The organism is Pseudemcibacter aquimaris, from assembly GCF_028869115.1.
GTDB classification, from domain to species: Bacteria; Pseudomonadota; Alphaproteobacteria; order Sphingomonadales; family Emcibacteraceae; genus Pseudemcibacter; species Pseudemcibacter aquimaris.
In genome coordinates, this window is the sequence record NZ_CP079800.1 from 704709 (window position 1) to 717908 (window position 13200).

Annotated in this window: 10 protein-coding genes and 1 riboswitch; of the genes, 2 read left to right on the plus strand and 8 right to left on the minus strand. The window is 44.6% G+C overall.

What is annotated here, in order from left to right:
* Positions 1-8: 8 nt before the first annotated feature.
* On the plus strand, positions 9-1397 hold the full coding sequence (locus tag KW060_RS03435) for a PleD family two-component system response regulator (protein WP_249034973.1): 1389 nt from the start codon (positions 9-11) through the stop codon (positions 1395-1397).
* 75 nt (positions 1398-1472) lie between these two features.
* Here the strand turns inward: KW060_RS03435 and rpmG are convergent, their stop codons facing one another.
* The 8 genes from rpmG to ruvX form a co-directional block, all read right to left on the minus strand.
* Positions 1473-1640: a 50S ribosomal protein L33 gene (gene rpmG / locus KW060_RS03440; RefSeq protein WP_249034974.1), complete on the minus strand. Its 168-nt coding sequence runs from the start codon at positions 1638-1640 to the stop codon at positions 1473-1475.
* A gap of 97 nt (positions 1641-1737) precedes the next feature.
* Complete coding sequence (gene rnr, locus KW060_RS03445) at positions 1738-3966, minus strand: ribonuclease R (protein WP_249034975.1); 2229 nt, start codon at positions 3964-3966, stop codon at positions 1738-1740.
* Positions 3967-3974: 8 nt separating this feature from the next.
* Positions 3975-6530: a type I DNA topoisomerase gene (gene topA, locus KW060_RS03450; RefSeq protein WP_249034976.1), complete on the minus strand. Its 2556-nt coding sequence runs from the start codon at positions 6528-6530 to the stop codon at positions 3975-3977.
* 63 nt (positions 6531-6593) lie between these two features.
* Complete coding sequence (gene dprA / locus KW060_RS03455) at positions 6594-7715, minus strand: DNA-processing protein DprA (RefSeq protein ID WP_249034977.1); 1122 nt, start codon at positions 7713-7715, stop codon at positions 6594-6596.
* Between the two features lie 21 nt (positions 7716-7736).
* Positions 7737-8333, minus strand: a complete 597-nt coding sequence (gene plsY / locus KW060_RS03460; protein ID WP_249034978.1) for a glycerol-3-phosphate 1-O-acyltransferase PlsY — start codon at positions 8331-8333, stop codon at positions 7737-7739.
* A complete protein-coding gene (pyrC, locus tag KW060_RS03465) occupies positions 8326-9609 on the minus strand; it encodes a dihydroorotase (RefSeq protein ID WP_249034979.1) in 1284 nt (427 codons plus the stop codon). The genes plsY and pyrC overlap by 8 nt, the downstream gene beginning before the upstream one ends.
* Positions 9609-10547: an aspartate carbamoyltransferase catalytic subunit gene (locus tag KW060_RS03470; RefSeq protein ID WP_249034980.1), complete on the minus strand. Its 939-nt coding sequence runs from the start codon at positions 10545-10547 to the stop codon at positions 9609-9611. Before KW060_RS03470 ends, pyrC begins: the two co-directional genes overlap by 1 nt.
* Positions 10548-10641: 94 nt before the next feature.
* Complete coding sequence (gene ruvX / locus KW060_RS03475) at positions 10642-11103, minus strand: Holliday junction resolvase RuvX (RefSeq protein WP_249034981.1); 462 nt, start codon at positions 11101-11103, stop codon at positions 10642-10644.
* 80 nt (positions 11104-11183) lie between these two features.
* Positions 11184-11290: riboswitch (TPP riboswitch) on the plus strand.
* 60 nt (positions 11291-11350) lie between these two features.
* On the opposite strand from ruvX, the gene thiC reads away from it, so the two are divergent.
* Entirely contained in the window at positions 11351-13186 is a 1836-nt protein-coding gene (thiC, locus tag KW060_RS03480) for a phosphomethylpyrimidine synthase ThiC (protein ID WP_249034982.1), read from the plus strand.
* The last annotated feature ends 14 nt before the right edge of the window (positions 13187-13200 follow it).

Below are 13200 nucleotides of genomic sequence, written 5' to 3' on the forward strand. Positions count from 1 at the left end.
CACATAATATGACAGCCCGTGTCTTAGTTGTCGACGACGTACTTCATAATGTTAAACTGTTGGAAGCAAAATTACGCAGTCAATATTTTGATGTATTAACGGCAATGGACGGGGTTGAAGCTCTCGAAATTATTGAAAATGAACAACCTGACATCGTACTTCTTGATGTGATGATGCCAGGAATGGATGGTTTTGAAGTTTGTCGCCGTGTTAAAGGCAATCCAAAAGTTGCCCATATTCCGATTATTATGGTAACGGCGCTTGACCAGCCAAAAGACCGTGTCACTGGCCTTGAAGCCGGTGCGGATGATTTCCTGACGAAGCCAATTCAGGATTTACCATTATTCGCCCGTGTTAAATCACTTGTTCGCTTGAAAGTTTTGATGGATGAGCTTCGTATTCGTAACTCAACCGGGCAGGCCTTTAGCGGTGATACATTATCAGAATTAAGTTCTGCGATTGATATGAATAATGTGAAAGCATTATTGATCGAAGATTATGAACGTGTAGCGAAAAGAATAGTTGGTTATCTGGATGAGACAGTAGATCAAGTTGATCTTGATAATGTTGCTGACGGGAAAATTTCAACGGAAAAACTTGAACAGTATGATTTATTTATCATCAGTTTAAGCCTTCGTGATGTGGATGGTTTACGTCTTTGTTCACAAATTAGATCAAGCGAAAATACACGTCATTCACCAATTTTAGTGCTTATTGATGATGGTGATAATGATACGCTTATTCAGGCGATGGAAATTGGTGTTACGGATTATGCGACAAGGCCGATTGATGGAAATGAGTTAGTCGCACGCGTAAAATCGCAAGTGCGCCATAAACGTTTTGCGGATTATCTTCGTGGTAAAATGAAAAAGAACATGGAAATGGCCGTGACCGATGCGGTTACAAACCTTTATAATCGTCATTTTCTTGATACTCATCTGGATAATATTTTCAAAAAAGGCCCGGACAGTAGGCCGAAGACATCATTGTTGATGCTTGATATTGACCATTTCAAAAAAGTAAATGATACATATGGTCACGCGTCCGGTGATGAAGTGTTAGAAGAATTTTCAAAACGTATAAGCGATAATATGCGAAGTATTGATCTGGTCGCACGTTACGGCGGTGAAGAGTTTGTGGTCGTGATGCCGGAAACCGATGCCGATTTTGCAATGTTCATCGCGGAACGTGTTCGCAAGAAAATCAGTGAAGAACCATTTAAAATTTCCGGCTCGGAAGAGCCAATTAACGTAACAGTAAGTATCGGTGTTTCCATCGTTAGTGATGACTGTAACACTAAGGAAGAATTGCTTAAACAAGCTGATGAAGGGCTTTATAAAGCTAAGGAAAATGGTCGCAATATGGTTTGCGGGTCAACTTGCCTAATAGATCAATAAAATCAGAAAATTTCCAATAAAAAAGGCCGCTAAAATAATAGCAGCCATTCTTATAAATAGAGCGTTTGCAAAAATTTATTTGATTTTTGCTTCTTTAAACTCAACGTGTTTACGCACAACAGGGTCGTACTTGCGCATTACCATTTTTTCGGTAATGTTGCGTGGGTTTTTCTTAGTTACATAATAAAAACCAGTGTCAGCTGTGCTAACGAGTTTAATTTTTACACTTGCTGGTTTGGCCATTGCTAGCCTCCCTTCCTAAAAAATTCATAAATTACGTGAGCGGAAAATACAGGGATTATCGTTTAAGTCAAGTAAAAGTCAGTGAAAATGTCAGAAATTATTTTCTTTTTCGTTTTCTGGGGCGACGGTTTGATTTTCTGCCTTTTATTTTGTGTAATCTTTCGTCTATGAGCTCAAAAATAAGCCCACCGGAAACCGGATTCGCCTCTTTTAATCTGACATGGACAGAATCACCTAACTGATAGATGATCTTGCTGTTTTCGCCTTCTAACAGGTGATGTTCTTTATCGTAATGGAAATAATCACTGTATAACGAAGATGCGGGGATAAACCCTTCGCCACCCGTTTCATTAAGGGTGATGAACAACCCCGCACGGTGAACACCGTTAATCTTTCCATCGAACTCTTCGTCAATGCGTTCGCTCATATAATGGGCGATGTATCGTTCCGTTGATTGACGTTCGGCGATCATTGAATTGCGTTCCGTCTGGCTGATGTGTTCTGCGGTTTCCACCATGTTGCCGGCATCAAAGGGGCTTAGGCCGTCTTTTCCCAGTTTAAGCGCTTTAATTAATCCGCGGTGCACAAGCACATCCGCATAACGACGGATCGGAGAGGTGAAATGCGCGTATCTTGTCAGCGATAAACCGAAATGGCCATGATTTTCGGGGTTATATTCCGCCTGCATCTGGGTGCGTAGCACAATTGTGCTGATCACATCTTCTTGCGGTGATTCTTTTACTTTTTTAAGAAGGCTATTGAAAATTTTCGGTTTTAGAACTTGGCCTTTCGAGAAACTATACCCAAGACTATCAAGGAATGTTCTTAAGCCTTCCACTTTTTCCATGCTCGGTTGTTCATGTATTCGGTACATGCAGGGTGTTTGTTTTCTTTCAAGCTCTTCTGCGGCGGCAACATTGGCTTGTATCATAAATTCTTCGACGAGTTTATGGGCATCCAAACTGACGCGTTCTTTAATCGATGCGATATGACCGTCATCATTTAAAGTGATTTTCTTTTCGGGCATATGTAAATCTAGTGGCTCTCTAAATTCACGGCCTTTCTTCAGGATATTATATGCGTCATACAGTGGATTAATCACAGTTTCTAACAGTGGTTCTGCACGGTCAGACACGATGCCATCGCGGGCATATTGAAATTCTTCGTATGATAAACTTCCGTGGCTTCTCATCAGGGCACGAATGAATTTATGTCTTATTTTTTTGCCCTTCTTATCAAACCAAATATGTACAGCCATTGTATAGCGGTCTTCATTTTCATGAAGTGAACATAAACCGTTTGATAAGCTTTCTGGTAACATTGGTACAACCCGGTCTGGGAAGTATGTGGAATTACCACGTTTTAGGGCTTCTTTATCAAGTGCCGATCCGGGTTTTACATAATGGGCTACATCGGCAATGGCGACAATGATGTGGCATCCGCCTTGGTTATCCGGATCAGGGTCCATCTCGGCCCAGATGGCATCGTCATGATCGCGAGCGTCTGATGGGTCCACTGTGATTAATGGAATGTCGCGTAAATCCACACGGTTGCCTAACGTCGGTTGATCTGCTGTTTGGGCCTCATTTAATACTTCTTCCGGGAATTCAATGGCGATCCCTTGAGACATGATCGCGATCAGGCTGATGGATTTAGCATCATTGATCGAACCAAATGATTTTATGACCTTGGCTGGTTTTGCTTTGATCTGTCTGGATCGTTGTCGGCCTGGTTTAATCTGGATTAGAACCAGTGACCCATCTAACGCCCCATTCCAATCATTCTTGGCGATTAGATATTTATTGCGGTCTTTTTTATCTGTCGGATTAACGAAAGCAATATGATCATCATCCGAACGAAAGATACCCATTATTTGGGTAGATTTCTTTTTCTCTAATTTCCGGATGACTTTGGCGATATATCCGCTTTCACTATCATCCTTGTTCGGCGTAAGCCGTACAAGCGCATGATCCCCGATCCCAAGTCTATTCCTTCGATCGTGAGCGTAAATTAGGATTTTTGGGGGATGGTCATCACTATCCCAATTTTGTGGCCTTGCTGTCAGGTCACCATGGCTGTCAACACCGTCTACTTCGATAACAAGAACTGGTGGTAGTTCATCCGCGACTTGAAGGCGTGATCTGGAAGCCGTTGCGAGTTTGCCATCAAGCTTCATTTTACGAAGCAATTTTTTAAGCTGGATTTTTTCATCACCACGAATGTGAAAGGCGCGCGAAATTTCACGCTTTGAGGCACGCCCCGGGTTTTCCCGGATGAACTCCAAAATCTGTTCTTCATCTGGGAATGGGACTTTAGATTTTGCCATTTCTTTCCTTATTTGGCTTTTTTCTTAGGTGCTGCCTTTTTACGGGCTGGCTTCTTTTTGCCTTTTGCTGCCCTTGCTTTGATCAGCTCAACCGCTTCTTCCATGGTGACGTCCATTGGATCTTTATCTTTTGGAATGGTCGCATTTACGCGTTTATATTTCACATATGGTCCATAACGGCCATCCATGACAAGAACGTTACCATCGCCATCTGGATGTTCGCCCAGATCTTTTAATGGCTCGGATGCTTTTCCTTTTTTCGCGGCTGCTTCCGCAAGTAGGGTCACTGCGTGGTTAATACCAATGTTAAACACATCTTCTGGATCTTTAAGGCTTGCAAAAGCACCATTATGTGAAACATATGGTCCGTAACGGCCAATGGCCGCTTTAATCACTTTACCGTCTTCAGGATGCATTCCCACATCACGCGGTAACGCAAGCAACTTAAGCGCTTTTTCAAAGCTAATATGTTCTACGGACATTCCTTTTGGAATGGATGCGCGTTTTGGTTTTTCTTTTTCAACCGGTTCACCAAGTTGGATATAAGGGCCAAAGCGACCTGTTCTAAGGGTTACTTCCATGCCGCTATCTGGGTCAATGCCAAGTGTTTGTGGTCCTTCATCTGCACCGTCACCATTTTCACCCTCGCCATTTTGAATTTGGCGTGTGTAATTACATTCCGGATAATTTTCGCAACCGATGAATGCGCCGAATTTACCTGTTTTTACACTAAGGCCACCCTCTTTACATTTTGGACATTTGCGCGGATCAGACCCGTCTTCGCGTTCCGGGAAAATAAATGGTGCAAGTGTATCTGTGATAACATCAAGCACTTCTGAAACACGAAGATCTTTTGTATCATCAATGGCCTTACTGAAATCTAGCCAGAAATTAGCAAGAACTTCTTTCCACGGAACATCACCATCTGATACGCGGTCCAATTCGATTTCCATACCCGCTGTAAAGTCATATTGAACATAACGGTTGAAATATTTTTCAAGGAATGATGTTACAACGCGGCCTTTGCCCTCTGGCACAAAGCGGTTCTTTTCCATCACAACATAGTTACGGTCCCGTAACACTGTAAGGATTGACGCATATGTCGATGGGCGACCAATACCCAGCTCTTCCATTTTCTTAACCAAGCTCGCCTCTGTAAAGCGTGGAGGAGGGGCTGTGAAATGCTGAATAGCATCGATTTTTTCTTTATCGATATTTTCGCCTTTAGAAAGCTTCGGTAGGCGTTTTGCATCTTCTTCGTCGGCGTCATCAACCCCTTCCTGATAAAGAGTTAGGAAGCCATCAAAAATTTGTACTGTTCCGGTCGCGCGTAATGAAATTTTGCCGTCATCCGATGTAATATCAGCTGTGGTTTGTTCCATTTGTACATTTGCCATTTGGCTGGCAATGGTACGTTTCCAGATTAGTTCATAAAGTTTTCTTTGATCTTCATCCAATTTGCTTGCCACGTCTTTTGGAAGTCTGGCTAGACTTGTTGGGCGGATTGCTTCGTGAGCTTCCTGCGCATTTTTGGATTTATTCTTATAAAAGTTTGGTTTTGCCGGAACGTAATTATCACCATAATTGCTACCAATGACACCACGTGCATCATTGATGGCTTCTTGTGCGATATTAACACCGTCCGTACGCATATAGGTGATAAGACCTGTTGTTTCACCTTTAATATCGATGCCTTCATAAAGTTTTTGAGCTGTACGCATGGTGCGCTGCGCATTAAAGCCAAGCTTACGAGCTGCTTCCTGCTGAAGGGTTGATGTTGTAAATGGCGCAGCTGGTCTGCGCTGCGTTGGCTTGCTAACCACATCTTCAACGGTGAAGTTCGCGGCTTCAACCGCTGCTTTGGCGGCGTTTGCGCTTTCTTCGTTATTTAATGTGAATTTTTCAAGTTTTTCACCGTTTAAAGTCACAAGCTTCGCGGTGAATGCTTTTGATGTGCTATTTTTAAGTTTGGCTTCGATTGACCAATATTCTTCGGAATTGAATTTTTCAATTTCAAGTTCGCGTTCGCAAATTAATCGAAGTGCAACTGATTGCACGCGACCCGCTGATTTTGAACCCGGTAATTTACGCCATAATACCGGCGATAGATTAAAGCCCACAAGATAATCAAGTGCGCGTCTTGTCAGGTATGCTTCAACCATTTCCTGATCAACATCACGTGGTTCTTCCATTGCTTTTAAAATGGCATTTTTGGTAATTTCATTGAAAACAACGCGTTTTACTGCAACGTCTTTCATGACCCCACGGCGTTTGTTCAGAACTTCTAAAACGTGCCATGAAATGGCTTCCCCTTCGCGGTCGGGGTCGGTTGCGAGGATCAATTCTTCTGATCTTTTGGTGCTGTCGGCAATGTCCTTGATACGTTTTTTGCTATCCGTATCAACGGCCCATGTCATGGCAAAATCATTTTCAGGATCAACCGATCCATCCTTGGACGGCAGGTCTCGAATATGGCCGAAACTGGCAAGAACATTATAGTCTTTACCAAGGTATTTATTAATTGTTTTGGCTTTCGCCGGAGATTCAACAATTACAGTTTTCATTGTTAATTTTCACCAAAAGAATCATTTTATCAAATTTATATTAGTCGGCTTTTATACAAACTTTTAACAAAAAGATACCCTGTTTCCTGCATGACGTGTAATTTCTCCTGCTAATTCCATGTCTAAAAGCACTGTTTGAACAACACTTGGGGATAAATCCGTTAGTCTGATCAGCTCATCAACCGATGTTGCGGTGTGGCTTAGCTTTTCTTTAATTGCCATCATCGCTTTTTCAAGTTCATTATCGCTTTCTTCGGTTGCGGGTGGTGAATGGAATAAATCAAATTGTGGTTCGGATAACTGTCTTCCGCTCATGATATTTAACACTTCCAGAATATCTTCTACGGATTCCGTTAACTGTGCCCCTTGTCTTATAAGGCTGTTTGGCCCTTTCGCCCTTGGGTCAAGTGGGGAACCGGGAATGGCAAAAACTTCACGCCCCTGTTCCGATGCAAGGCGTGCGGTGATTAATGTTCCTGATTTATGATTGGCTTCAACCACAAGAACGCCTAGTGACAGGCCGGAAATAATTCGGTTGCGTCTTGGGAAATGTCTTGCTTGTGGTTGGGTGCCAAATGGCATTTCCGATAAAATAAGACCCGTTTCTTTTATTGCGTGATAGGTTTCTGTGTTTTCACGAGGGTAAATCACATCCGCCCCGCCCGCAAGCACAGCGATGGTGCCGGTGTTAATCGCGCCCTGATGGGCGGCAGCATCAATACCACGGGCCATACCTGATGAAATTACATATCCTGCCTGACCAAGTTTTTCAGCAAAGTTTCTGGCAATTTTTAATCCGTTTACGGATGAATTTCTTGCGCCGACTATGGCAAAACTATTTTGTTCAAGTAAATGAGTATGCCCAAGTGCCATCATTATTGGCGGTGAATCTTCGGTTGCGGCAAGCAGGGCAGGGTAAAGCGTATCACCCAGAACAATCAGCTCACCGCCGTTTTGATCCAGATCATCCAGTTCTTTATTAATTTTTGCCATTGAACAGGCTACAAGCGGTTTTTTGCGGCCACCGCGTTTTGCAAGTTCAGGCAAAATTTCAATGGCTTTCTCGGCGGATTTATATCTGCTGATTAGCTGGCGGAATGTCACAGGGCCGACGTTATCCGTTCTGATAAGGCGAAGTCTCGCTTGTTTTTCTGCAAATGATAGTGGCTCTGGCGTGATGCTCATCAATTCCCCCAATTTTTAAAATTATTTTTTACCGATTTTTGGCTCGGAACCTGAAAGGATGCGACCGATGTTATCTTTATGTTTGATAAAAATCAAAATACATAAAATTCCTGCCAGTATCGCAAGATTTTGCCCGGAAAAATAAAATCCGTAAATCGGTGATAATAGGGCTGCGATGAGCGCGGATAGTGATGAAATTCTAAATAACCCCGCGCTAACAAGCCAAGTCGCACAACAACTTAGCCCCGCAATCGGGTTTAGGGCAATCATTAAACCAAGGAATGTGGCGACACCCTTGCCACCAGTGAATTTTAAGAACACTGAATAAAGATGTCCAAGAAATGCACCGCCACCGGCAAATAACCCGAGCCCCGGATAAATTTGTTCGCAAATAAGCACTGCAATCGCGCCTTTGCCGATATCAAGGATAAGGGTTAACGCGGCAAGGAACTTGTTTCCTGTCCTAAGCACATTAGTGGCGCCAATATTACCGGAACCGATTTTACGGATATCACCATATCCACCAAGGCGTGCCAAAACCAAACCAAACGGGATGGATCCCAATATGTAACCACCAATAAGCGCGAAGAGTATTTGAAGGGTCGAATAATCAGCCATTATAATCAAATACACACTTTCCACCGACAACGGTTTTAAGAACACGGCCCTGAACAGGTTTGCCGTCAAAACATGTGTTTTTGGTCACGGAAACCATGTCTTCTGCATTAATTGTATATGGGGTATTAAGATCAAAAATACATAAATCCGCTGGTGCGCCCGCTGCAAGAACGCCGCTTTCCAGTCCCATAATTTTCGCAGGGTTACAAGTCATCTTGGATAAGATATCCAGAAGTTCCATACTGCCGTTATGATGCATTTCAAGGCAAACATTAAGCAGTGTCTCAAGTCCAACCACCCCCGGTTCAGCTTGTTCAAATGGAACGCGTTTGCTTTCTGGATCTTCCGGATCGTGGCCGCTGACAATCACATCAATGGTGCCGTCTTTTAGGGCCTCAACAACCGCAATACGGTCTTCTTCACCGCGCAGTGGCGGTGAAAGTTTCATGAATGTGCGGTAATCTTCGATTGCAAATTCATTCAGTGATAAATGGGGTACAGCAACGCCGGCTGTTACATTAAGGTCAGCATCTTTCGCGCGTTTTAAAATTTCGATACTATCGGCGCAGGTTACTTGTGATGCATGGTATCTGCCGCCGGTACCTTTTAATAACCTTACGTCACGTTCCAGAACAAGTGTTTCAGCAGCAGTTGGAATGCCCGGTAACCCAAGGCGGCTTGCAAGATCACCCGCATTCATACAACCATTTTTGGAAAGGGACGGTTCCGCAAGATGTTGAACGATCACTGCGTCAAATGTGGATGCGTATTTCAGCACGCGGTTCATGATGGCTGCATTTTCGATTGTCGAACTGCAATCACCAAAAACCTTATGTCCGGCATTGGTCATCAGTCCAATTTCGGTCATTTCCTTGCCTTCCATTTTCTTGGTTGCGGCGGCCATCGGTACAAAATTGACCAGTGCGTTCTTGGCGCGGTTTTCAAGAAATTCGATATGGGCCGTGTTATCAAGCACCGGATCGGTATTTGGTTGAACCAGAACTGTGGTGACGCCGCCCGCTGCGGCCGCTTCGCCGGTATTTTCGATGGTGTCTTTATAATCCGCACCCGGGATACCAACAAAAACACGCATGTCAATTAGGCCCGGACACAGGCATTTGCCACCAACATCAACAATTTCGGCGTCCGCTGGGGCTTCAACACTTTCACCAAGCGCAATAATTTTATCGCCTTCTGTGAGCAATTCACCCTTCATGTCTAGGTTTGATGCAGGATCAAGAAGGCGCGCGTTTTTATATAGCGTTACTGTACTCATTAGCCTTCTCCTCTTTTCTTGCGGGTTAAGAGGTCCAGACACGCCATGCGTACGGCAACCCCCATTTCCACTTGTTCCTGAATTGCGCTGCGGGTTAGATCATCGGCAACTGCCGCGTCAATTTCCACGCCGCGGTTCATTGGTCCAGGGTGCATAATCAGTGCATCTTCCTTGGCATTTTCAAGCTTTTCATAATCAAGGCCGTAAAGGGTGAAATATTCAGAAACGCTTGGGAAATAACCGCCGTGCATACGTTCTGTTTGTAAACGAAGCATCATTACGATGTCGCATCCTTTAAGCCCTTCTTCCATATTATGGAAAACTTCACAGCCAAGGCGTTCCGCACCAGATGGGATAAGCGTCGGCGGGCCAATAAGACGTACGCGCGCACCCATGATATTAAGCAGATGGATGTTTGATCTGGCCACCCGGCTATGCAGAACATCACCACAAATGGCGACCGTTAGACGCGCGAGGCGCCCTTTACGGCGGCGAATGGTTAGCGCATCAAGCAGAGCTTGTGTTGGATGTTCATGTTTACCGTCACCGGCGTTTAATACTGCGCAGTCCACCTTACGGCTAAGCAGCTTAACCGCGCCAGACATACCGTGACGCACAACAAGCAAATCAGGACGCATCGCGTTCAGTGTCGACGCCGTATCAATCAGCGTTTCACCCTTTTTAATCGATGATGTGGATGTGGACATATTGATCACATCAGCACCAAGTCTTTTCCCAGCAAGTTCAAATGACATGCGAGTCCGTGTCGAATTTTCGAAAAACAGATTGATCTGTGTCAGGCCCTCAAGAACGTCTTTTTTCTTGTTGGTCTGTTTGTTCTGTTCGACATATTCATCGGCAAGATCAAGGATTTCAGTAATTGCGGCTTCTTTAAGCCCTTCAATCCCAAGCAGATGGGGGTGGGAAAATGCTGACATATTCAGTCCTTAATTCCTGTGAAAATCGTTAAGGTTCTGAAAACCAATTATATAGATATAATTATGATTCTAGGCAAGTGATTTTATATGTAAGCTATCCACGGCCCAGCGCATCAAGTGCCCCTTGTAAGATATAACTGGCGGCAAGTTTATCCACAAGCTCGCCTTGTCGTTTGCGGCTTGCGTCTGCTTCAATCAGTGTGCGGGTGACGGCCATGGTTGACATGCGCTCATCCCAATAACAGATTGGAATGTCGGTTTTTCCCATCATATTTTTGGCAAATTGGCGGGTTGATTGGCAACGCGGCCCTTCTGATCCGTCCATATTCATCGGCAGACCAAGAACAAGGCCGCCGACATTTTGTTCTTTAATAATGGTAAGCAAACGTTCAGCATCCAGTGTGAATTTCTTACGTTTGATGGTTTCCATCGGTGTTGCCACCGTAAGCAGCACATCCGAAAGCGCAAGGCCGATGGTTTTCGAGCCCAGATCAAGCCCAAGTAATCGTTCACCTTTTTTTAAAACGGATTTAAGTTCTGCAAATTCAATTTCCATGGACGTGCTTATAGCGTTAATGCACGCTTAAATCCAATATATAATTTACTTGTATTTACCCAAGAATTGTTTAGGCTTGTTGCCATTCCTAGGGGAGTCATGACGACTGAGATTCGGTAAAAGGAAACCGTAACCCTTAGAACCTGATCCGGGTTATTCCGGCGGAGGGAAGGAATCATAAGAATTCTAAAACCGTTACCGCTATCTATCCCGGGTCTCCTGTTAATTTAATTTGGAGATCCAAGCAATGAACGTAGAAACAAAAATCGAAAAAATGGAAGTGACCACAGGTCCGCTTCCGGCATCCACCAAAATTTATGTGGAAGGCACCGACCCATCCATTCAAGTCGCCATGCGCCAAATCGCGCTTGAGCCATCCGCCAATGAACCGGATTTAAAAGTATATGACACATCCGGCCCCTATACAGATGAAAATGTTGAAATTGATATTTTTAAAGGGCTTAACCGTGACCGCCAAAAATGGGTAACGGACCGCGGCGACGTAGAGGAATATGAAGGCCGTGACGTAAAACCAGAAGACAACGGCGGCGCAACAGGTAAATTCCTGGCGCAGGAATTCCCGGTAAAACATAAACCGCTTCGTGGTAAAAACGGGGCGGTTGTGACCCAATATCAATATGCGAAAGCCGGCATCATCACGAAAGAAATGGAATATATCGCCATTCGTGAAAATATGTCACGCGCGGAACTGGGTAATAATTACACGCCGGATGAATACGCCGAAAGTTTCGGCGCCAATATCCCGGATCAAATCACACCGGAATTTGTAAGAAAAGAAATCGCCGAAGGCCGCGCCATTATACCGCGCAACATTAATCACCCTGAAGCAGAGCCAATGATCATTGGCCGTAATTTCCTTGTGAAAATTAATGCGAATATCGGTAACAGCGCCGTGACATCATCGGTCGCTGAAGAGGTGGATAAAATGGTATGGGCAACCCGTTGGGGCGCAGATAACGTGATGGACCTATCCACTGGCCGTAATATTCATAACACCCGTGAGTGGATCATCCGTAATTCACCGGTTCCAATTGGCACTGTTCCAATTTATCAGGCCCTTGAAAAAGTGGACGGCATCGCCGAAGACCTGACATGGGAAGTGTACCGCGACACATTAATTGAACAGGCGGAACAAGGCGTTGATTATTTCACCATTCATGCGGGTGTGTTGCTGCGTTATGTACCAATGACCGCCAACCGTGTGACGGGTATTGTGTCCCGCGGTGGATCGATCATGGCGAAATGGTGTCTTGCGCATCATAAGGAAAGTTTCCTTTACACCCATTTCGAAGAAATCTGTGACATTATGGCGGCCTATGACGTTTCATTCTCGCTTGGTGATGGAATGCGTCCGGGCTCGATCGCCGATGCCAATGACGAGGCACAATTCGCTGAACTTGAAACATTAGGCGAACTAACAAAAATCGCATGGGCCAAGGGCGTACAGGTCATGATCGAAGGGCCGGGTCACGTGCCAATGAACAAGATCAAGATCAACATGGATAAGCAATTAAAAGAATGCCATGAAGCACCATTTTATACGCTTGGGCCACTAACAACCGACATTGCACCGGGGTATGATCATATTACATCCGGTATTGGTGCCGCCATGATCGGCTGGTTCGGTTGTGCGATGCTTTGTTATGTAACACCAAAAGAACATTTGGGTCTTCCGAACCGTGATGATGTTAAAACTGGCGTGATTACATACAAAATCGCGGCCCACGCCGCCGATCTTGCCAAAGGGCATCCGGGCGCGCAACTTCGTGACGACGCAATGTCACGCGCACGTTTTGAATTTCGCTGGATTGATCAATTCAACATCGGCCTTGACCCGGAAAAGGCCCGTGAATATCACGATCAAACCTTGCCGAAAGAAGCCCATAAAGTGGCGCATTTCTGTTCCATGTGTGGACCAAAATTCTGCTCAATGAAAATCAGCCAAGAAGTCCGCGACTTCGCCGACAGCGGCATGGCGGAAATGAGCGAGAAATTTAAAAACACAGGTAGCGAAATTTACCAAACGGTAGACGCAAACAAAGAAGCAAACGAGAGCCTATAGGGGCTCTCGTACTT

Excerpts from the sequence above, each read along its gene's own strand:
- KW060_RS03470 (WP_249034980.1), bottom strand. The coding sequence starts at position 10,547 with ATGTCAGCATTTTCCCACCCCCATCTGCTTGGGATTGAAGGGCTTAAA.
- plsY (WP_249034978.1), bottom strand. The coding sequence starts at position 8,333 with ATGGCTGATTATTCGACCCTTCAAATACTCTTCGCGCTTATTGGTGGT.
- pyrC (WP_249034979.1), bottom strand. The coding sequence starts at position 9,609 with ATGAGTACAGTAACGCTATATAAAAACGCGCGCCTTCTTGATCCTGCA.
- KW060_RS03435 (WP_249034973.1), top strand. The coding sequence starts at position 9 with ATGACAGCCCGTGTCTTAGTTGTCGACGACGTACTTCATAATGTTAAA.
- topA (WP_249034976.1), bottom strand. The coding sequence starts at position 6,530 with ATGAAAACTGTAATTGTTGAATCTCCGGCGAAAGCCAAAACAATTAAT.
- dprA (WP_249034977.1), bottom strand. The coding sequence starts at position 7,715 with ATGAGCATCACGCCAGAGCCACTATCATTTGCAGAAAAACAAGCGAGA.
- ruvX (WP_249034981.1), bottom strand. The coding sequence starts at position 11,103 with ATGGAAATTGAATTTGCAGAACTTAAATCCGTTTTAAAAAAAGGTGAA.
- rnr (WP_249034975.1), bottom strand. The coding sequence starts at position 3,966 with ATGGCAAAATCTAAAGTCCCATTCCCAGATGAAGAACAGATTTTGGAG.
- rpmG (WP_249034974.1), bottom strand. The coding sequence starts at position 1,640 with ATGGCCAAACCAGCAAGTGTAAAAATTAAACTCGTTAGCACAGCTGAC.
- thiC (WP_249034982.1), top strand. The coding sequence starts at position 11,351 with ATGAACGTAGAAACAAAAATCGAAAAAATGGAAGTGACCACAGGTCCG.